Genomic DNA, 21,561 nt, shown 5'->3' with positions numbered 1-21,561 from the left:
ACCGGCCCTGGCAGCAGATCCACCCCCTGCCGTTAGGCTCAAGCTCCATTTTACGCCATGATCAGTCGACGCGGAAAGCCGCCCGGGTACATATAAAGAAGAACAAAGGCCGTCCCCCTTCGGAGACGGCCGCGTCTAGCTTACTTTCCGTTCGTTTTGCCTTTCTTCGTATCCTTGTCGATGACGATCATCTCCCAATAATTCAAAGAAGGTAAGGTGATCTCGAGGTTCGTGCCGTCCCACTCGTAGTCCAATGCCTTGAGGAGACCTCCTTCCCGGTCGGGCGAAGCCGCGTAGACGGAGAGACGCGGCACTTCTTTCGAGGTCAACCCGAGCGGATACGTAACTTTCAAGTTCGTCATCGTCTTCGGTTCGGCCGCGGCATTGCGCCAATTTCCGTCATTTCCGATCAGATTCACGAGATGGATCACTTCGTATTGTTCGAATCCTCCGTTCGCGTCGTTGCTTCGAACGATCGTCATCAAAGCGTCGGCTGCTCCATCATGGCTTGTCGCGACGGCCTGCCCTTGGGCATCCGTAACCGTGACGGCCTTTTGTCGGTCTTCCACGCTGTCGTACAACAGATTCTCGTACGCGGTAAAGAACTTATAGTATTCTTTCATGGCCGATTTCAAGGAATTCTTCATTTTCTTGCTGCGATTCGGATAGTATTCATGCGCGAGCATGTTCGGTCCTTCATCGATCGATTCTGAAGTGCCGAGTTCGATGTGCGTCGCCCCCATGGCGGCAAGTGCGGCATCCATGAGCCGAACGGATGGCTCGTCGAAGAAGCCGATTGTCATGCTCTTCAGCGTGATGCTTCCTTTGTCCGTAGCCTCGTGTTTGAGCGTGACCGTATGTTCACCGGCGGACAGATACGGCACAATGTAGTAGACATCTTCGTTAAATGCGTCCCCGTTGCCCGTCGGCGAGAAATAAATCTTAACCGGTGTTCCGTCTGCGCCGGTAACGGGTTCGCCGTCGATATATAGCGTCTTCGTCGATGCCACCCCGTCGTTAGCGTACGAGAAAATCAAAGACGTCTCGCCGGGTTGGTCATTCGAAATCGGGAACGTGATCTCGTCGCCGACATGGCCGAAATTCAATAGCAAATCTTTATAGAGAACCATGGACGGGCGGTAGTCCGCTTTCTCGGCGTGCAGTCTGCGGCTTCCCACGTCCAAATAATCCAATTCGATTCCTTGATCGTCACGGTCTTCAAGTCGAAGCATGATGGTATTCGTTCCTGAACGGAGAGCGAACTCTTCCGTTATGACCGTCTCCCAGTCGTCACCGGTATGCGGGAATGCAAGATCGGTTTGCTTCGTTCCGTTGACATAAACGCCGCGAACGGCTGTCTGTCCGGATTCGCCGCGGTTCCGGTATCGCCATCCGAGCGAAACGTTCTGCGCTTTCGGGAGTTCGACTGAGAAGGTCAGGAAATCATTCTCGTCGCCGAACCCGGTCACCGATCCCGTCGAGACGGAAATGCCGTGGTCTTCCGGTAACAGGATGGCATCCTCGACTTCGGTCTCGATGCCCGCGGCAACCATGCTATCCAAATTGATATATTGACCCTCGGATACCATCGTCATTTCGACCGTGTGCGGACCTGGGGCTAAGTCGACCTTCACGCCTTTCTCTGCCATGCCGCCGTCCCAGCCGCCGGGGGTTGCGCCGAATACGACATCGTCAGCCGCTAGAACGCCGTCGACGATTATATCGAAGACCGGATTGTTGCCGCTTCGATAGTTGATAAGTATTTCTTTCGCGGAGCGGAGCGTCTCGAATTGAAACACGACGGTCTGTCCGGCGTGACCGTGATTGTCGGTCTTGCCGAGCGAAGGCTGAACACCACCCGTCTTGACGATCACCGGCTCCCAGCCGATGTCGGCGGTTTCCGCCTCGACCGTCGTGCCGTCGATCACGGCTTTGTCGATTGCAATACCGGTTTGCGTCGAGTCTGTTTCCATCTTAATGGTCAACGAATTGGACGGGTGAGTCGCCGATACGTATAACGGAATCGTCGCCTCCCTCCATGTCTCGCCCGTTGCGGGTAACGCCAGTGTACCTGCCTTCTTACCATTTAGATATACGCTGCGGACGGTGTCGGTGCCTTGGTTTCGATAAGTCACGGTCAGAGGATATACGCCGCTGCTTGCCACAGCTCCCCAAGCCATACGAATGTAATCGCCCTTCTGCATGAAACGGTCCGCATAACCGGGATCGCCTCCGTCACTCCCGATCGATGCCGCGCCCTTCCTCGACATGGACTCTGCCGTTACACGCTCCCCGCCGATCTGCAAGACTAGAAGCTGGATGGATGTTTCCAGCTCTCGAATCGGCATTAACTGCAAGGTATTGACTCCCGCTTGCAAAGGCATCTTCAGCCGCTTCTCCATCCACGAGCCGTCCGACGCTTCGAAAGTAAGCGACTGCGAAACGCCGTTAAGTCGGACTTCGTATTCAAGCGTTTCGTTCGAACGGTATATGAAGACGGCCTCCTCGTCGCCAGCCGTGTCGCGCGCGCCGGTCCAAACCACGGCGTCGCCCGACTGTCCGAAGTCATCGAGCCATTCCGCGCTCTTTACGACTCCATTCGTCCGAACAGATGCGCCTTCCGCTTCGAGCTTCATGCTGTACGATAAAGCATGCAGATTCACGTAGGTCGACTCGCTTCCAAGTGTGACCGTCACCGTATGTTCGCCTGCGGTAAGTGCCGCTTCCGTCTCCGAAAGCCCCCACCAATCCTGCCCGTACCAACCGTTATTGTCCAATCCGACCACATAACTCGCACCATCGTCGATTTGAAGCGACGCCGACGTATTGTCCGTTCCGGTTCGGTACCAAAGGCCGAGCTTGTAAGTGCCCGTCTCAGGTACGCTGACCGTAAACGACGCTGATTTGCCCGACTCGCCGTTGAAATTATCCGTCTTCGCGGTATCGCCGTTGCCGGCCGATGTTACGCCGCCGGTCAGAACCGCACTGTCAACACGAATGATGCCGCTCTCGGTCAGGATACCGTCCAGATTCAGAAACTGTCCGTTCGTCGTCAGAGCCAGACGAACGGTGTTGACGCCTTCGCGAACGGGCAGTCTGACAGTACGCCACGCCCATTTTCCATCTACGGCCCAACCGCCGGTATTCGGGAAATCCACATCCTGCACCTTCACGTCATTGACGAGCAATTCACCGGCAGCAGCATTGTCGGATGCATATTGGAGGACGACCGTCTTCTCGCCCGCTTCGGTTGCCGTCAAGTCAAACGTGACAGAATCCGGCGCCTGACGGATGTTATGGACGTACGATTCCGTCTCCGAACCTTCATGCCGCTCGATAACGGCCGTCTTCGAGGGTTGCCAGCCGTAACTAGCTTTCTCCGCCTCATAACGCATCGTCAATACTTCGGCATAATCCAGCTTCAAGCCGGTATCGGAGACACCGTTCAGTTTCAATGTCACGCTGTTCGAACCTGCTTTAAGCGGAATGGTGATCGGAGCCGTATGTTTGAAGAACTCCCAATTACCGGTTGCGGGAAAGTTCAGTCCCGTGTGAACGAGTTCCTGATTCACGTACACATCCCGTGACACGCCGTTCGATGCAACGCCGTATCGGAAGACGATCGGGTATTCTCCGTCTTGTTCCGCCCTCACTTGGAATGTCACATAGTCTCCGTCCGTCTCGAAGTAATAAACGTGACCGTATTTATCGACTTTACAACTGATGAGTTCAGCATACTCGGCCTCGTATTCCCGTGCTTCATCCATACCGCTGACAACCAAGCTGTCAACGTTCAACCAGAGATCGTTCGTATTCAATTGCAGCCTGATTTCGTTGGCGCCTTGACGGAGTGCGGCCCGTACCGTTTTTTCCGCGACCGGGTTGCCCCAGCCCGTTCGTTCCTCGAAGTCAATCGTTCCTTCGAGCGGCGAACCGTTGACCGTCAACCGGCCGATCGGGTGACCGCCACCGTTGTCGTGGCCGTATTTCAACGTCAGGTCGTAAAGCCCTTCAGCAGGTGCATCGACGGTCCATATTATTTGATCTTCATCCTTCTTGCCGAAATCGCCTACCCAACCCGGAACCCGATTGATACGGGAGACGAACTCGACCGTACGGGCGACGTTGTCGAGATCCTCTGCGCGATACGTATCGCCCGTCGCTTGTTTGTAGTTCATGTAGCCGGCAATGACCATCGCCTTATTCCCGTTCTTAGCCCTGGTATCGTCGATGACGCCCTTCAAATCTCGGTAATTGTCTTTGTCCGACCATATCTCGCTGTAATCGAAATCCGTCTTTACGTTCGGCCCGGTTACCTCCGAATAACCGGCGTTGCCGCCGACCATGTTGAACGTGACGTCATTCTTGCTGGGATTGTTGACGGTCAATGCATCTTTCGTTGCGTTAATTAATTCGTCGTAACTCCTCGCGTAATACCTTTCGTTGCCTTCGTAGTCGTAGAGAAAATCGTTGTCCGAAGCGCCCCATTGGTCCAAATGGATGCCATCGAACCCAAACGCATTGACCGAACGGTTGAACTCCCGCGTAATATAGGCCTGCCATTCCGGATTACCGGGGTCTTGAAGGTATAAGGCCGAGGGCACCCAGTCGAAAAAGAAGCCGTACTGATATTTCAGCGGATCGGGATGGGGGAATTCCGCGTGCTTCTGATAGAGCCCCCACTCCCGTTTTACGCCGAAATCTTCGTATTGCTCGCGTGCGGCATAGTTCATCTGATAGGCCATAGCTGCGGAACCGTAAAGTTGCGCCGCGGCGACTTGCTGTTTGACCGCCGCGGGATAAAGCTTTCTCCCGAGCAAATCGTCATAAGATGTGTCCGCATGAATCTCCGCATCGATAAAGTGTCCGTTCTCGTCTCTCAGCGGTTTGCCGTTCTCGTCAGTCTTTGAATAAACGGATACGTCGTGACGCCACATCCAATCGTAAAACTGATAACCGTTTATGTAATACTCTTGAGACAATTCCTTGATTTTCGCTTCGCTTTGTTCCGGAGTCTCGTTCGGAAATTCGGACGTATATCCGTATCTTGGGAAGTGCGTCCAGTCGCTGGATACGTCAACGGCGGCCGTCTTATAATCGTCCGGATTACCTTTGATGTAAGCCTTAACCAGATACCCTCGGAAATCGACGGCAGGCGGCGTCCATTTCACGGTCAAATTCGAGTCCGCTTGCCGCAGTACCGTAATGTTCTTCTCAACCTTACCCGCCAATTGATTGACAAGGTAAAACTCGAGCACGAGCTTGCCGCTCCAATCCGTGGATTCGTTGAAATGAAGTTCGAATTCCGCCGTCTCCCCCGGATTATAGCGCGACTTTCCGGTCACGATCTTACGGATCGGTTCGTCTGGAACCGCCTTCCGGTCTGCCGCGGCTGTTTTGTTGCCTCCGCCTGCTTCGGAACCGGCAGCCGTCGCCTGCCTAACCGGTAGCGCCGTCTGCATCAACATCACAACTACAAGCAGCAACCCAATAGCCTTCCGTCTCGTCCCTTTCATCATTCATCTCCTCAGGGTTAATATAGATTTTCGTATTTCAGTATGCATCCTGCCAAGCCGGAAAGTAACCGCTTACATTCAGGATCGGGTGTCATATATTCACATCTTTTGGTAGATCCGTTTATTCCTCAAAAAAAAAAAAAAAAAAAACGGCAGAGGTTAACACGTAACCACTGTCGCTCTTTCGTTTTTCTGTTCACTTAAACGGTAAACGTCCTTACCGAAGCTTGAAGTCGCTCGGACATTTCTTTTAATTCAACCGACAAACTGACTAGGCGGTCAGTGACGTTTTTCTGCTCTTCGGTGCCGGAAGCCATCTCTTCCGTCGATGCGGAGGTCTCCTGAGACGTACCCGCCACATGGCTCATGACACCTTGCAATTCCCGTTCGACCTCTTCGAGTGTGTGAACGGATTGCTCCAGTCCCCCGAGCTGTACGTGAAATTCACCTATGCTGGATTCCATATGGCGAAAGACGGTGGTCGCTTCAGAGACCGATTTATGCTGTTCGACAAAAATGGGCTTCGCGGCGTTCAGGAACTCGGTCGTCTCGTTCATTTCCTGCTGAATACCGCCAATCATCCCTTCGACTTGTTCGATCGACAACTTCGCTTGCGCGGCAAGTTGGCGAATTTCATCCGCGATAACCATAAATCCTTTCCCGACCGCCCCCGCCCTTGCAGCTTCGATCCCGGCATTCAAGGAAAGAATATTCGTCTTCTTCATAATACCGTCCATGACGACGATTACTTTGCGAATCGATAGAATGCTCGCGGCAAGCATATTTATTCGTTCAAACACACCTGCAAGCATGGCTTCAGACTGTTTGTTCTTCGCCGTCATTTGGCCCATATATGTCGTCCCCTCCAAACTGCGATCGCGAATGGCGTCAGCCATTCCGCGGATGTGGGAAGCGACAGATTTTAACGAATCCATCTGCTCGTGTAGGTCTCTCGTTTTCTGATAACCCGCTTCGGCAGCTTCAGCCTGTTGCATCGATCCCGCAGCGATTTGCGCGGTCGCAGCGACTAATTCGCCGGTTGTCATGGCCGAACGTGCCGACACCTGTTCCAGCGTCGTGGCTGCCGACAGGACGGCAGAAGTTGCATCCTTCGTCTGTAGCAATAAACTGCGAATGTTATGCAGCATCCGGTTAAAACTGCCAGCGACCCGGGCCAGCTCATCCGTTCCTCTGACCGGGACGCAGACCGTCAAATCTCCGTCCTCCGCTTCACGCATGGCGACCATGAGGCTATCCAGCGGCCGGCTAATCCGGCGGGCCGCCAAGAAGGATACGGCCGAGCTTGCGAGTGCGGCAGCCAGGGCGCATATGACAATCCAAATCCGCAGGTCCGCAATATCACGTGTTACGAACTCGATCGGGGTTGCCGTCATCAATGTCCAAGCGGTCATAGCCGAAGCATGGGAACTTGCAATCGACTTCTTACCACCCACAACCGTCTGACCTTCATCAGGCCTACCCGACGAGATCGGGCTAGGTTCACCGATTCTCGCCATGTCGCGATGAGCAACGACATTTCCTTGCTCGTCAACGAAGAACGCCTCGCTGTCTTTGTGGAGCTTCAGATCTTCAAGCGTCTGAAGCAACGATTCGCTGCGAATTTCCATTAGAATGATGCCGACCGTCCGATTACCGCTTAACTGTTTAAGCGCTTTCCCAAGTACGATAACGGGCGATCCTTTCAAATACAAGTCCGAATTGATGCTTGGTGCGATCCCGAAGTAGACGGTTTTCCCCCCTGCTTCCTGGATACTGGCATAAAGGTCATTATTCCGCTCTGCTTCCGGGACGCGATAGAAAAGCGGCAACTGCGACTCGAGTCTTTCGTCGGACGTGATGTAATAGGTACCGGCGATCTCCTTAAGCGGAGCAATGAGTTCTTTCGTGCGATCGCTGGCGCGTTTCACCTTCTCCGACACGCCCTGATTCGTGCCGACGGCGTTCAAAGCTTCCTGGACATCCGAGTCCATCATGAGTTGGAGCGCCAGCCGGTCGTACTGGGCAAGTTGAACTTCCACCTTCTCCACGGCTTGCCGCACCGATTGGGCTGACGCTGCTCCGACTTTCTCAAGAATCATGCCTGAAGACTTCATGTAAAGCACTGAGCTAACGAGCGACATAGGAAGCAGAGTCAGCACGAGCAAAACGGCCGTTAATTTAAATCGAATAGAACGAAAATCCGGCAGGAATGGCTTAATTCGTGTCGGCAGTCTCATCAGGTTGTCCTCTCCCGTCGCGCGTAAATTTGGCTTTGAGAATAGTGTAGTCGACGGGAGGTGTGGCGAAACCGCTTTATTTTTCGATATTCGTGTCTTTTATTCCGAAGTTGGGTCGAGAAGCGCATCGATCTGAAGGACAGCCTGATCCAACGCCTCTTCGATGTCCTTGTCTCGTACAAAGATATCCTCTAGCGTATCGTTGTAGATAACTTCTATCTCGTTCCATTCCGCCAAGGGCGGGCGATAAAACGCTTTTTGAATACCGGTGATAAAGGGCATCAAATACTGACGATCCGGATGCTCGCCCAACGCTTTCGTCTCGGCTTCCAGTGCGTCCATATTTACCGGTATCAGGTTAGCAGTAAACAAACGTTGTTGCGTTTCTTTCCGCGTCATCCACATCATAAACGTCCAAGCCTCCGCTTTGAATTGGGCACCCTTGGTCATGACGAGACTTTCTCCGCCTATAATCGAGCCATAAGGACCGTCTGTGGGGAACGGCGCCGTCCATGTCTCGGCGAGCAGATCCGAATCCAAGCTGGACGAATTCATCATAATACTATGATACCACGGCCCCTCGTCGATCATCAGGAGATGGTCGGACTTATAGATATTGTTCCAAAGATCGCCGTTGCCGACGAACATATTGGGATAGATGATGCCTTGTTTGTACAGATTCAGCAGCGTCCTAACGGCCTCAACGCTTGCATCGCTATTTAGATAACCATTCGTTCTGGTAAATCGCTCGTCCGCAAGCTGCCCGCCGAGTGCCGTAAAGTATGGCAGGCTATGCCACAAGCCGATGCCGCCCATTCCGATAACGTAACCATTGCTTTGTGCTAACTCAATCACCTCTGCCATCGAAGACGGTGGCGTTTGTAATCCCGCTTTCTCCAGCAGTTTGCGGTTATAGATTGCGGCTTTGGCAGCCATATTGAGCGGAAGCCCGTAAACATGTCCGTCAAATCGATTCGAATCCAACATGGGTCCGCGAAGTCGCGATGCATGCTCCTCGAAGCTTTCGTACCCCTCTAACGGCTGGAGCAGTCCCCGACTCGCGAACAGCGGTATCCAGGAGTAATCCATCCGGATGATGTCCGGCGACTTGCCGGCCGCGACCCGAGCCATTAGAGCGGATAAGTACTCTTGGTTGTGGGTCTGCCGTATAGATTCTATCCGAATATCGGGATACGCCGCTTCGAAAGCAGGAATGATCTCGTTCTCGAATACGCTCGTTTCCTCGTCACTGTAGGTATGCCAAATCACGATTTTCTTGCTGCCGATCTCGCCCATTTTCTTAACCTTTTCGGGGTCGTCAATGATCGAATCGCCCATGCACCCGGTAAGCGAAATCATCATTGACAACCAAACGATGGCAAGCTTTCGCATCATTCGGCATTCCCTCCCGCGCCCCAGAACCCATCTGCGGACGCCATCTGCTTGTCGCGATAGTCGACCGGCGAGCACCCTGTCATTTTCTTGAATAATTTGCTAAAGTACTTCACATCATTGAACCCGGATTGTTCCGCCACCTCATACACTTTCAAATCAGTCGTTACAAGCAGTTCCCGAGCCTTCTGGACGCGCAGCAAAATGACATAGTCGATAAAATTATGTCCCGTTATTTTCTTAAATAGAATTGAGAAGTAGTTCTTGCTTACGTGCACGGCATCCGCAACTTCCTGCAGCGTCAGCGATTCCAAGTACCGCGCATTGATGTAATCCAATGCCCGATCAATCGGATTACGCGCCGCTTGGTTTGTTTGAACTTCCGTCTTATGCTTGCGCAGTTCGAAGATCTGTTCCTTCAGCAAGCGGGACAATTCCGGAAGCGATTCCGTCTTGAACAAGCGGTCGAACGACTCGACAAGCGCATAGGGGTCAACGCTGTGTTTGTACATGAGGGATAGGACACGGCAAGCTTCTTCCTTGAGCACCGCCGGTGAAATGCCGCCGTTCTCCCATTCGGAACACCATTCCCGAAGCGATCGGTCGATACCCGATTCGTCTTCATCGGCTGCATACGGCAGTAATGTCGACGGCAGACGCTTTCCGGCTGCTCGAACATACACGGGATCACGGTGATCGTAAATGCCGGCTCCCTTGAAGAACCCTCGCTCGGCTGCCTCTCGGCTGGCTAGAAAGCACTCCCTTAAGGAACCGTGGCCGCTGCCAGTCGTATGACCGATCGTAACGGTGACGTCCGAATCCTTTTCTAAAGCTTGTTTTAACTTAGATATCTCTACCGCTTCAGGGACTCCACTCGGCAACACGAAGAATAACTCGTTCTCTGCGGTCTGGATGGCTACCCCATTCGGAACGACGCGATAAAAGGAGTCGACCAACTGATCGAGCAGTACTGATTTAAAGAGGTACCCTTGTTGTTCTTCGATTGCGTAAACTCGATTCAGTTTTACGTACATGGCCCGATACAAGCCCATAACCCAAGACGGATATCCGTCTTCCGGAAGGTGCTCCGTTCTATGGACGAGATGCCGTTTCAGTTCTTGTTCGAAGCGCATGCGATCTCGCACCGACATTTCATTCGGTCTCTGATGCAATCTTTCTTTTCGCTGCTCTTCAACAAGCAACTCCTTGCATTTTCGAATAACAAGCAGCAGTTCTTCCGGTTCGAGCGTATGCTTCAAAATATAATCGATTGCCCCGATTTTAAGCCCTTGCCGGACATACTCGAAATCGTTGTAACTGCTGACCAGCACGACTTTGATCCGCGGGTTGACCGCCATGGCGCGGCTTGCGAGCGTCAGACCATCCATGATCGGCATCTTAATATCGGTAATCAGGATATGGACGGATTCGCGTGCGATTACTTCCAGCGCCTCGGCCCCGTTCGCACAATCGCCGGCAAGTTCGATCTGTTCAGCCGCCCAGTCCACCGAAGCTTTGATTCCCATTCGGATGACAGGCTCGTCGTCAACGATGAGTGCTCGCCACTGCATCATGATAATTCTCCTCCCAGCTGATCCGGTCTGGCACACAGTACAATCCGGGCAATCACACCGTCTTTCCCTAGCTCGAGCGATAAACTTGACCCGCGGGCATAGTACAATTCAATGCTTTCGTGGACATGTCGCAACCCGATTCCGGTTTGGCCGGATTCGACTGCAGAACCTACTGATTCTACAAGCCACGATTTCTCCGGCAGAATCCCGCCCCCATTATCTTTCACGGATATTTCGACGGCTTCTCCCGATTTAACGACATTTACCTCTATCACGCCGTCCTTATCCATTGGCACAATGCCGTGAAAGATCGCGTTCTCGACCAACGGTTGAATCAGCATCCGCGGAATGATAAATGACGAAGCTTCTTGGTCCATCCGGACAACTAACTTAAATTCCCGATTATAGCGAAGTTCAAGTATCACCAGATATTTCTCGATAATGTCGAGCTCTTCTTGAATGGTTACGAAGTTTCCTTGCCGCCCCATATTGGCCTCCAGCAGCCTAGTAAGCGCCGAAATACCTTCGTATGCCTTCTCCGATTCGCCGTATTTAATCAACCATCTTATCGTACCGAGCGTATTGAAGAGAAAATGGGGGTTAATCCGGTGGATAACTGCACGAAGTTCCGCATCCTGCTTTTGTTGCTGTTCCCGTGCCACCTGATCCATCAACTGGTTAATGTCCGAAATCATCTTATTGAATTGATGGCTCAATAGCCCGATTTCATCTCCCGACATCACATCTGAACGAACGGACAAATCGCCTTTCTGTACCAGCTTCATCTGCATCGTCAGACGTTTAATGGGAAACGTAACACGATTCGCGACAATAAGGCCCACTGCGATCCCAAGCAACGTAAATCCACCGAAGGAGAGGAGTGCGTTGCGCTGTAACGAGCTTAGTTTCTCCGTAATCTCGGCAACGGGCACCGTCCCTACGAGAATCCAACCGTTGCTCAACATTTGCTTGACGCCGTAGTGACGGATGCCCTCGTGATTAAATTCAAATTCGACCAATTCGTTTCCGAGAATTCGGTTTCGGAGTTCGAGGTTCGGCACGATTTTGCCGATATGTCCGCGATCGGAAGCAATCATGATCTGCGCTTCTTCGTTCACGACGATGAATTGCCCCGTCCGCCCTAACTTCATCTCTTTCACTTTATCAATCAAAGATCGACCGTTCAGGTTTACGAGCACGTAACCAATCATTTTATCGGCTTGGAAGTCAATCATCGCGCGCCCGATCGGAAGCACCATTTCGGTATAGTCTCCACCATTGCTCAGACTGTCTGCCTGGACCCATCCCCATACGAGTCCGCCCTGCTTCATCCGGGCCTCGGCTGTCCAGGATTGTTGAAGCAGATCGTATTCCGCAAGTTTGATTTTGGAGAATGCGCCGCTCCCCCAGCCAGTCTCGTCATCTTTAAGAATGTACGCAATGTTAACGAACGAGCTGGAATAGACAACATTGTTCAAATAAGACTTCATGTATTCCTCGTCTTCGATCCAATCAGTCAAATCCGTGATGGTTTTCGGACTGGATGCAACGACTTGCTGAATTCGCCGGTCGCTGTAGATCAGATCGGAAATGTCGCTCCCCGCGTTCAAGATGAATGACAGCGCGTCTGCCCCTTGCCGAGCAATTTGGATGGAGGATTCGCGGACATTTTGCTTCACGGTACCCCCAGCCGTTAGATAGAACGAGAAACTCGTAAATGTGGTCGGGATCAGTATAACGAGCACGAAAGCCAAAACCATTCGAGTAGTAAACGACATGCGTATCGCCGGCCGATGATTCATATCTCGCGGACCTCCCTTCTGACTCTATTGTAGTGGAACGCCGGTTCAGGGCAAAAAACAATATTTCCCTAGTGCGCCCGCAACGACGGAAAGACGCCCTGTTTCGGCGTCTTATCGTTCGTCGCATTCCTCACGATTCGTATTCAATTACAATCATGTCCCAATACTTCAGGGTTGGCAGGCCCAATTCGACCTGATCGTCCCGCTGCTCGAATTCCAATTGTACCGGTGAACCCCCGTATAGATCAGGAGTAGCCATCCATACCGCACGTACCTTGCGATCCGTTTCGACACTCACGGCAAGATCCGAGATGAGTTGCGGTTCTGCCTGCGTCGCATTCGTATCGTTCCACTCCATCGTCGTGGCGGAAGTAAAGTTGATCAGGTGGAGGATATCCTGGTCGCCTTTGCGCTTGGCGAACTGCCACACCTTACCCGATTCGGGCTGCGTCGACAATCCGATGACGGTCGACGTAACCGGAATCTCGATTTCTTCGACGCCATCCCGGAGCAAATTCTGATAGGCTGTCAGGAAATCATAATAAACCGTCAACTGACGCTCAAGCTCTTCCGTAATCTTTAGGTTTTTGTGCGGGAAATATTCCTTAGACAACATGTTTTCGCCCAGTTCGAGGTGAGATGCACCCGATGCGAACATGACGGCATCCGCGAGCAGGACGCCCGGCGCGTTAAATTCGCCCTGGCTATTGGAATAGTTATAGTTCATATAAGCGGCGAAGACGGTATTCAGCTTTCCCTTGCTGAACTTGAGATTCTGATCAACAATTTCCTTCAGATTCCGAAATTGCGGGTGGCCGCCCCATACTTCGGTGTACAAGAATTTGACCGGCGTCTGGGCAATGAACGCTTGCCCGAACTGACCGACGGCATTCATGACATAATCGACGTCGACCGCTTCTTTTGCAGCAAGCAGGAATGATGCGTAAGCTTCCTGAAGATTTACCTTATTCCCCTCTGCATCGTACAGCGTGCCGCGATCCCCTAGTTGATCGACGTGCCAACCATCGAACGGCAGATGCTCGAACGTTTCTTTCTCCGTCCGGAACAAGTATTGCTGCCATTCTTCGTTCGCCGGATTGACCAGCATAATATTGCTTGCCCAACTGTCCGGCAGCGGGTGATGGTCTTGATTGCGGCCGAGCGGATCCTTGAAAAGTCCCCACTCCCGCTTGACGCCGTCTTGCTCTGCATCTTCGTATGCGCCGAATAATAAATTGTAATTCATCGCCTTCATATTTTTGCCGTGCGCAAGGTCAATATATCGCTTGACGGTGTCGAACGACACGGGTCGGTTGGCGATATCCGGCCATTCGGCCGCCGGCTTGCCGCTATCCGTCTTTAGCGGGATGTGGTGCTTCCATTGCCAGTCGTAGAACTGGAGGCCGTTAATCCGGAATCGATTTAAGCGCTCGATGACCGCTGCCTGTTCAGCGTCGTCCATGGCCATGAAATCAGCCAAATAACCGTATCGAGGGAACTTGCCCCAATCGGAAGACACATCAACGGCAATGTTCTCATGGTCGACGATATCTTTATCCTGTTCCAAATAAATCTCAGTCATATACCCTTTGAAATCGTCCGTCGGCGGCGTCCACTCCCACGTTAGTTCAGGCGACCCGTCCCAATTCAAGGCCTTCTCTTCGATGACCTCATCGAGGTGCCGGTATTGGACGCGTATCTTGCCTCCTTCCTGCGAAGATGCCAATTTCAAGTTGTATTGTATCTTGTCGCCCGGCGCATAACGCGCTTTATCAGTTGTTACGTACGTCAGGATCTGTGCTTCTTCGGCTTCCGTAGGTTCGATCGGTCCTTGATTCGCGGTGCAGGAGGCAAGCAATAGAGCTGCGATCGTCAACTTGGAACCGATCAAGGCTGTGCGCATTCGTCTTGATTTCATGATATTGGTTGACTCCCTTGGGTTTGTTATCCTTTCACGCCGCCCTCGTTGAAGCCGGACTGTACGAATTTCTTTTGGAACGTCATATAGATCAGCATGACGGGGAGCAGCGCGATGAGCGAAGCGGCGAACACTTGACCGTAGTTGGTCGCATACTTGTCGTTGAACATCAGTATCGCGATCGGCAGCGTCCGCAGCGCTTCGCTCTTAATGAGCGTGAGCGCAAGGAAATATTCCTCCCAAGTGCCTTGGAAAATGAAGATAGCCAAGGTTCCCATCGCGGGCAGCGACTGTGGTAAATAAATGTTCCAGAAAATGCGCCAGTTGCCGCCGCCGTCAATCAACACGGATTCTTCCAGTTCTTTCGGTATGCTTTCGAAGAAACCGCGGAGGAAGAACAAATTCCCGACGACGCCCCCCGCGATATAGACGAGCCACAAACCACTGTACGTGTTGACAAGCCCGAGGTCCTTCACGATGATAAACGTCGGAATAATATTAATGACGCCTGGTATGAACATCGTAAGCAGGAACAGTCGAAAGATCACTTCCTTACCGGGGAAAGAAAAGCGGGCGAACCCGTAGGCGGTCAACGCGCCTAGGAACAACGAACCGACCATTGCGACGGATGTGACGATTACGCTGTTCATGAAATAATTGACGAAATTGTTTTTGTTCCAAACCGTCACATAGTTCGTCAAGTTCGGGGTGACAGCGAAGACTTGGTCGGGCTTCGGCAACGTATTGGTGCCGAGGAAGAACGTTGTCAAGATCATATAAATAAAGGGAAACACGAACAGGAGAGCGCCTATGATAATGACGGCATAGACGATAACCTTTGCGAGTAACGGGGTTTTCATTTGCGCTCCTCCTTAGAACATTCGTTGTCTTCCGATTTTTTTCATTTGCGAATACGTCAGCAAGAAGACCATGATCCCCATCATAACGCCCATTGCCGAAGCAGGACCAAACTTCAGATTCGAGAATGCTTCGATATAAATCAAACTCGGAATAACTTGGGTCTGGTTCATCGGACCGCCGCCCGTGACGAAGTACACTTGCGGGAAGAAGCCGAACGCACCGTTAATCAAGTTGATCAGGACGAACACGGTAATCGGCCTAAGAACCGGGATCGTGATGCTCCAGAACTTCTGAATGGCGCCTGCCCCGTCGATGTCTGCTGCTTCGTAGAGATCTCTCGGCACGCCTTGCAGCGCGGCCAAGTAAATGACGACGCCCCAGCCGACCGTCTTCCAGATGTGGAATATCCAAATCAGGAGCATGCCGGTCCAGTACTGGCTTCTCCATGCAATTGGTTCCGAGATCAGACCGAGTTGCTTGTGCAGGATAAAGTTGACGAAACCGCCGTCGCCGTCGGCGAACAAATACTTGAACAGAAGCGCTACGATAATCCAGGACGTAACAATCGGTAAGTAGTAGATCGTCCGGAAAGCGATTTTATACTTGACAAACCTCGCATTGATTAAGACGGCGAAAAAGATTGCCAAAAACCAGTTGATCGGTACCGTTGCGACTACGTTGAGAAACGTATTTTTGATGGCAATGAGAAACCTTTCGTTTGGATCGTCAAATACCTTTTTGTAATTGTCCAGGCCGACCCATTCGTTGGTGGCGTTGGGCATGATGCTGTAGTCCTGAAAGCTGACCATGATGTTCTTGATCATCGGGTAAATAACGAATACGGCCGTCCCAAGGATGCCGATCGCGATAAAGGGCAGCACGGCCGCCCATTGCCGTAACCCTGTCTGGATTTTCGTCTTCTGGATCGGTTGACCTTGCTTTACCGGCACGGGGCTGGACATGAGCATCTCCTCCTTTCGTTCTTTGCAGGTTGGGAATGAAGAATCTACTTCACGCCAGCGTTGCCCGGTGAAGTAGCTTCTTCCGCCCGATTAAGCAGCCTTACTTATTCAGAATCGCTTCGATTTGTTGTACCGCTTCGTTCAGCGCGTCCTTCGGTGCCATTTCGCCGCGAATCGCTTTCTCGAGCGAAAGGTTAAAGATGCCCTCCAGTTCGCCCCACTGCGGAATCGGCGTGCGCGGCAGCGCCGTTTCCAGCTGTTGCACATACGTATCGATGAAAGGAATGTCCATTTCTTTCATTTTGTCTGCAGCTTGCTTGTTCGTCGGGATCAAGCCGAGCTCCGCCATCATAAGCTGCGGCTCTTCCGAAAGCATCCATTTTGCGAACGTCCAAGCTTCTTCCGGATGTTTCGAACCGGCGAATACGACGAGGTCCTCGCCGCCGATCACAGACAGGCTGCCTCCATCGCCGGCCGGCATCAGGCCGCGAACCGTTTTCTCCATCGGGTCGAAGCCGGTCGCTTCTTTCTCGCCCATTTTGATGCTGTAGAACCATGGGCCGTCATCGGTCATCAGGTAGTCGCCGCTCATCAGACCGTCCCATGCGCTGGGCTCGCCGCCCAGCATAACCGGCAGTACCAGACCTTTATTGTTCCAGTCGACGATCGTTTCGAGCGCCTTGACCGATGCATCGCTGTTCAGATAACCGTCCACTTTCGTGTAGTCTTCGTTCGTGACCGTGCCGCCCAGGCTCCAGAACCAAGGCAGCATGCCCCAACCGTGAATGCCGGAAATGCCGATGCCGTACTTGCCCTGACCTTTCAGCGCCTCGGCAGCCTTCACGAGCTCATCCATCGTCTTCGGCGCTTCCGACAGGCCGGCAGCTGCGAGCGTGTCCTTATTGTAGATTGCGACCTTCGTGTTCGTGTTGACGGGTACGCCGTAGTAGCCTTCATTGTAGTAGTTGGTTGCCATCGGGCCTTCGAATACGCTGGCTTTCAGCTCCTCGAAACCTTCGAATTTGCTAACGTCCGCAAGCGCGCCTTGTGCGGCGAACTCCGGAACCCAGATAATGTCCATCCGCATCAGGTCGGGCGCCGCATCGCCGGCTACGCCCGCAATGACTTGCTGCTTGAGTCCCTCGTAAGGCATACGGGTGATGTTGAGCGTGATGTTCGGGTAAGCCGCTTCGAACGCCGGCTTGACCTTTTCCACCAGTACTTTCTCTTCCGCGTCGCTGTACGTGTGCCAGTACTCGAGTGTCACTTTTTCCGCCGGCTCGGCCGTTTCCCCGTTGTTTGTAGCGTTGGTGCCGCTGTTGGCCGTGTTCGTGCCGCCGCCGTTATTGTTGTTGCCGCCGCCGCAAGCCGCGAGCGCGAACACCAGCATCAAGGCCAGCATGCCGAATAATGCTTTTCTCTTCTTCTGCATTGTTGCTTATCTCCCCTCGATTTGTTTGAGTACAACTTTATTATGATTGAGGCGGAGAATATCGGTAACCGCTTGCATTACGATCAAGGTGTTCTATTTCTCCATCATTGCCTTTTCAATTTCGGCTTGCGCGCAGAAGGTGTCGATTATTATGACTCCGGGTAATATCGTACACCAAGCCCTCAAGTGAACAGACGATATACGATCGCCTCATACGGCCGAAGAAGCAGCCGATCGATCGGTATCTGCGAAACAGTATCCGAATAGTTCGAAATGACGATAGCGCGATCCCGATGACGCAAATGATCCGGTAATTCAAACAGCGTCTCGTCGGCGAAGAAATTCAAAATGATCAACCACTTCTCCTTGCCGAGCGTGCGGGTATAGGCATAAATCCGTTCATGCTCCTCTAGAATGAGGTCATATCTACCGTAAACCATGATATCGTGTTCTTTCCGAAGCTGAATCAGCCTGCGGTAATAATGGAAAATGGATTCCGGGTCCGCCAGCGCTTCTTCCGCATTGATCGTCTCATAATTGGGATTGACTTCAATCCATGGCGTTCCGGTCGTAAAACCCGCATGCGGAGAATCATTCCACTGCATAGGCGTCCGCGCATTGTCGCGCCCTTTTGCATAAATCGATTGCATCACAAGGGCAGGCTTCAACCCGCGATCTTGGACATATTCGCGATACATGTTCAACGTCTCGATGTCACGATATTGATCAATCGATTCGAAACGCACATTCGTCATACCCAACTCTTCGCCCTGATAGACGTACGGCGTTCCCTTCAGCGTGTGCAACAGTGTCGCAAGCATCTTGGCGGATTGTTTTCTGTATTGGCCGTCATCGCCGAACCGGGAGACCATCCTAGGCTGGTCGTGGTTGTTCAAGTATAGACTGTTCCACCCGTTCTCCGCCAAGCCGACTTGCCACTTATGAAGCACGTCGCGCAGCCCTTTCAACGTCCATGGCTTTAGGTCCCACTTACCGCCAGGGCCCGAATCGACGTCCATATGTTCGAATTGGAACACCATCTGCAGTTCGCCGCGTTCCTCGCCTGTGTAAAGCTTGGCTTGTTCGACGGTTGCTCCGGGCATTTCGCCTACCGTCATGATCTCGTACTTGGAGAGCACCTCACGGTTCATCTCCTGCAGAAATTCATGAATACGGGGACCATTCATAAAGTGCTCCCCGCCCCATGCCATCCTGTCGCTGCCTACGCTCGGCAGTCCCGGTGTCTTGGAGATGCAGTTGATTACGTCCATTCGGAAACCGTCGACGCCTTTGTCCAACCAAAACTTCATCATCTCGTAAACTTCCGACCGCAGCCCGGGGTTCTCCCAGTTCAAATCGGGTTGTTTCCTGGAAAACAGATGAAGATAATACTCGCCGGTCGCTTCGTCGTACTGCCAAGCAGACCCGCCGAAGAACGAGACCCAGTTGTTCGGCTCGAGTCCGTCCTCGCGACCTGAGCGCCAGATATAATAGTCGCGGTACGGCGAGGACTTCGACGAACGCGACTCCAGGAACCAGGCATGCTCGTCCGAAGAGTGGTTCACGACCAAGTCCATGATCAGCTTCATTCCACGGGCATGGATGGCGGAGAGCAACCTTTCCCAATCCGTCATCGTGCCGAACTCGTCCATTATCGCTCGATAATCGCTGATATCGTATCCGTTGTCGTCGTTCGGCGACTTATACACGGGGCTTAACCAAATGACGTCGACACCCAACAATTTCAAGTAGTTTAACCTCGAAATAATGCCCGGAATGTCGCCGATGCCATCTCCATTCGAATCCATAAAGCTTCGCGGATAAATCTGATAAACGACCGCTTCCTTCCAGAAAGCCTTCTTCATTCTGACCACTCCTATCCATGTCATTTCCCAAAGTATGAAGGAACGGAGGCGCTTGGAAAACGTCGATAAATCTCCGAAAATCAGAATAAAGTACACCAACAAACCAAGCCGCCGTATCGGCTTGAACCCATACGGCGGCTTTCGGTTGGCTATGCTTTTGATGTCGGATGTATGGGTTCCATCCTGCCGCTAATTACTGCAGCACCGGGGTTCGGAGCGGCCCAACGGACGGCATTGCCGATGACCTTCAGCACCTCCGGCTGATGGTAAATCGGAAACGTCTCGTGGCCCGGACGGAAGTAGAACAATTTCCCTTTGCCTCTACGATATGTGCACCCGCTGCGGAACACTTCGCCCCCCTCAAACCAAGAAATAAATATGAGCTCGTCAGGTGCCGGAATATCAAACCGTTCGCCGTACATCTCCTCCTTCGGGATCTCGAAGCAATCTCCCAGACCGTCCGCGATCGGGTGCCCCGGCTCGACGACCCACACCCGCTCCAGTTCTCCGTCGTCGCGCCACTTCAACCTTCCCGTCCGCGTACCGAGCAATCGTTCGAATAATTTGGACCCGTGCCCCGAATGAAGGACGATGAGCCCCATGCCGTCCAATACGCGCTCCCGAACCTTCTCCACAATATCGTCTCTTACTTCGGCATGGGCCAAGTGCCCCCACCAGATCAGAACGTCCGTATTAGCCAGCACTTCTTCCGTCAGCCCGTGCTCCGGTTCGTCCAGGGTCGCCGTTCCGATCTCAAGACCTTCAATGCCGGACAAGTAGTCCCCGATCGCATGGTGGATCCCCCGCGGATAGATGGACGCGACATGCTGGTTTTGCTTCTCGTGTCGATATTCGTTCCAGACCGTGACTCGAATGGTTGACATACTTACCCTCTCCCGTCTTGAATATGAACTCTCCGCCCCTCGGCGGCGGATTCCAGAATGCAATCGATCGTTAATTGATTGATATACCCGTCTTCGACCGTCGCATCCAACCCGTCACCGTTACCCTTGAGCAAGTTAAAGAATGATTGCATCTGATCAGCCCTGTATTCTTCCGGGATTACCACTTGCCGGAACGAACTGCCGCTGTCGTCCTGCGTCAGCAGTTCCAGTTCGTCGCGCTCCTCCAAGTTGTACACCAAGGCACCTTCCGATCCGTAAACCTCGATCCGCTGATAATTGCCCCGGCCGAGTGCGAATCGCGAAATTTCCATCGAAGCCGTAACGCCGTCCTCCATACGGGCCAGCACATGACAGTAATCGTCGACGTCGACGGCGCCTTTGCCGCCCCCTCCAACAAGCTCCCGTTCGCGAATTATCGTATCGGCTTCCGCCGATACGCTCTCCGTCTCGCCGACGAGAAAACGGTGAAGATCGAGGATGTGCGAGCCGAGGTCACCAAGCGCACCGGAGCCGGACAATGCTTTGTTGAACCGCCAGACAAGCGGAATATCTTCCGAGACCGCCCACCCTTGCAGGTACTGGCTATAGATATGATGGATTTTCCCGAGCTTTCCTTCCTCGATCAGGCGTTTCGCGTAACGGGCTGCCGCTTTGTAGCGGTACGTAAAGCAGACAATATGCGGAACAGGATTTGCCATCCACTGATCGTGCAGCAACCGCGCTTCATGTGCATTCATCGCGATCGGTTTCTCGAGCGCAAACGGTATGCCCTGTCGTATTGCTTCGGAAGCGATCGTGTAATGGTTGAAATTAGGCGTGCCGATCATGACGCCGTCGATGCCGGCGGCCGAAAGCAACGCTTCATGGCTCTCGTAGCGCCTTTCCTCGGGGATCCCCAATTCGTCGCCTCTCGTCCGAAGCGCTTCCGGATTCACGTCGCAGATTGCCCATACCTCCGCGTCGTCGCTTGCCTGAACGCCCGCAATGTGGAAGTTCGCGATTCCGCCCAATCCGATAATGCCGATTTTTAATTTTGATGACATGCTTTCACCCCGTCCGATGAAGTTCGAAATTCCTCCCCAGTATAGAGTGTGATA

Annotated in this window: 12 protein-coding genes; all 12 read right to left on the bottom strand. The window is 52.7% G+C overall.

The features are described from left to right. Positions 1-140: 140 nt before the first annotated feature. The 12 genes from JW799_RS13870 to JW799_RS13815 all read right to left on the bottom strand — a co-directional run bounded on the left by JW799_RS13870 (position 141) and on the right by JW799_RS13815 (position 21,507). Positions 141-5,486, bottom strand: coding sequence for a glycoside hydrolase family 66 protein (locus tag JW799_RS13870; protein ID WP_205430322.1), 5,346 nt, complete (start codon positions 5,484-5,486; stop codon positions 141-143). Positions 5,487-5,716: 230 nt separating this feature from the next. After that, a complete protein-coding gene (locus JW799_RS13865; RefSeq protein ID WP_205430320.1) occupies positions 5,717-7,753 on the bottom strand; it encodes a methyl-accepting chemotaxis protein in 2,037 nt (678 codons plus the stop codon). Positions 7,754-7,852: 99 nt separating this feature from the next. Next, positions 7,853-9,148, bottom strand: a complete 1,296-nt coding sequence (locus JW799_RS13860) for an extracellular solute-binding protein (protein WP_205430318.1) — start codon at positions 9,146-9,148, stop codon at positions 7,853-7,855. Then, positions 9,145-10,719, bottom strand: coding sequence for a response regulator transcription factor (locus JW799_RS13855; RefSeq protein ID WP_205430315.1), 1,575 nt, complete (start codon positions 10,717-10,719; stop codon positions 9,145-9,147). The genes JW799_RS13860 and JW799_RS13855 overlap by 4 nt, the downstream gene beginning before the upstream one ends. Continuing rightward, positions 10,716-12,521, bottom strand: a complete 1,806-nt coding sequence (locus JW799_RS13850; protein WP_205430313.1) for a cache domain-containing sensor histidine kinase — start codon at positions 12,519-12,521, stop codon at positions 10,716-10,718. Before JW799_RS13850 ends, JW799_RS13855 begins: the two co-directional genes overlap by 4 nt. Before the next feature lie 130 nt (positions 12,522-12,651). Further along, a complete protein-coding gene (locus JW799_RS13845) occupies positions 12,652-14,439 on the bottom strand; it encodes a glycoside hydrolase family 66 protein (RefSeq protein ID WP_205430311.1) in 1,788 nt (595 codons plus the stop codon). A 26-nt stretch (positions 14,440-14,465) separates the two neighbouring features. Then, on the bottom strand, positions 14,466-15,299 hold the full coding sequence (locus JW799_RS13840) for a carbohydrate ABC transporter permease (RefSeq protein ID WP_205430309.1): 834 nt from the start codon (positions 15,297-15,299) through the stop codon (positions 14,466-14,468). Positions 15,300-15,311: 12 nt separating this feature from the next. Then, complete coding sequence (locus tag JW799_RS13835; RefSeq protein WP_205430307.1) at positions 15,312-16,262, bottom strand: carbohydrate ABC transporter permease; 951 nt, start codon at positions 16,260-16,262, stop codon at positions 15,312-15,314. Between the two features lie 100 nt (positions 16,263-16,362). Beyond that, on the bottom strand, positions 16,363-17,694 hold the full coding sequence (locus JW799_RS13830) for an extracellular solute-binding protein (RefSeq protein WP_205430304.1): 1,332 nt from the start codon (positions 17,692-17,694) through the stop codon (positions 16,363-16,365). A gap of 182 nt (positions 17,695-17,876) precedes the next feature. Further along, on the bottom strand, positions 17,877-19,559 hold the full coding sequence (locus JW799_RS13825; RefSeq protein ID WP_205430302.1) for a glycoside hydrolase family 13 protein: 1,683 nt from the start codon (positions 19,557-19,559) through the stop codon (positions 17,877-17,879). Positions 19,560-19,708: 149 nt separating this feature from the next. Further along, the gene (locus JW799_RS13820) at positions 19,709-20,443 is read right to left on the bottom strand and encodes a ThuA domain-containing protein (protein ID WP_205430300.1); all 735 of its coding nucleotides are present in this window, start codon (positions 20,441-20,443) and stop codon (positions 19,709-19,711) included. Between the two features lie 2 nt (positions 20,444-20,445). After that, positions 20,446-21,507: a Gfo/Idh/MocA family protein gene (locus JW799_RS13815; protein WP_205430298.1), complete on the bottom strand. Its 1,062-nt coding sequence runs from the start codon at positions 21,505-21,507 to the stop codon at positions 20,446-20,448. Positions 21,508-21,561 lie beyond the last annotated feature (54 nt).

Origin of the sequence: Cohnella algarum (assembly GCF_016937515.1) — a bacterium.
GTDB lineage: Bacteria > Bacillota > Bacilli > Paenibacillales > Paenibacillaceae > Cohnella > Cohnella algarum.
The sequence above is the reverse complement of the archived record's forward strand: the minus strand, read 5'-3'. Positions and strand labels throughout refer to the sequence as shown.

Coding starts and splice junctions, on each gene's coding strand:
- JW799_RS13865 (WP_205430320.1), bottom strand. CDS start 7,753: ATGAGACTGCCGACACGAATTAAGCCATTCCTGCCGGATTTTCGTTCT.
- JW799_RS13860 (WP_205430318.1), bottom strand. CDS start 9,148: ATGATGCGAAAGCTTGCCATCGTTTGGTTGTCAATGATGATTTCGCTT.
- JW799_RS13855 (WP_205430315.1), bottom strand. CDS start 10,719: ATGATGCAGTGGCGAGCACTCATCGTTGACGACGAGCCTGTCATCCGA.
- JW799_RS13850 (WP_205430313.1), bottom strand. CDS start 12,521: ATGAATCATCGGCCGGCGATACGCATGTCGTTTACTACTCGAATGGTT.
- JW799_RS13845 (WP_205430311.1), bottom strand. CDS start 14,439: ATGAAATCAAGACGAATGCGCACAGCCTTGATCGGTTCCAAGTTGACG.
- JW799_RS13840 (WP_205430309.1), bottom strand. CDS start 15,299: ATGAAAACCCCGTTACTCGCAAAGGTTATCGTCTATGCCGTCATTATC.
- JW799_RS13835 (WP_205430307.1), bottom strand. CDS start 16,262: ATGTCCAGCCCCGTGCCGGTAAAGCAAGGTCAACCGATCCAGAAGACG.
- JW799_RS13830 (WP_205430304.1), bottom strand. CDS start 17,694: ATGCAGAAGAAGAGAAAAGCATTATTCGGCATGCTGGCCTTGATGCTG.
- JW799_RS13825 (WP_205430302.1), bottom strand. CDS start 19,559: ATGAAGAAGGCTTTCTGGAAGGAAGCGGTCGTTTATCAGATTTATCCG.
- JW799_RS13820 (WP_205430300.1), bottom strand. CDS start 20,443: ATGTCAACCATTCGAGTCACGGTCTGGAACGAATATCGACACGAGAAG.
- JW799_RS13815 (WP_205430298.1), bottom strand. CDS start 21,507: ATGTCATCAAAATTAAAAATCGGCATTATCGGATTGGGCGGAATCGCG.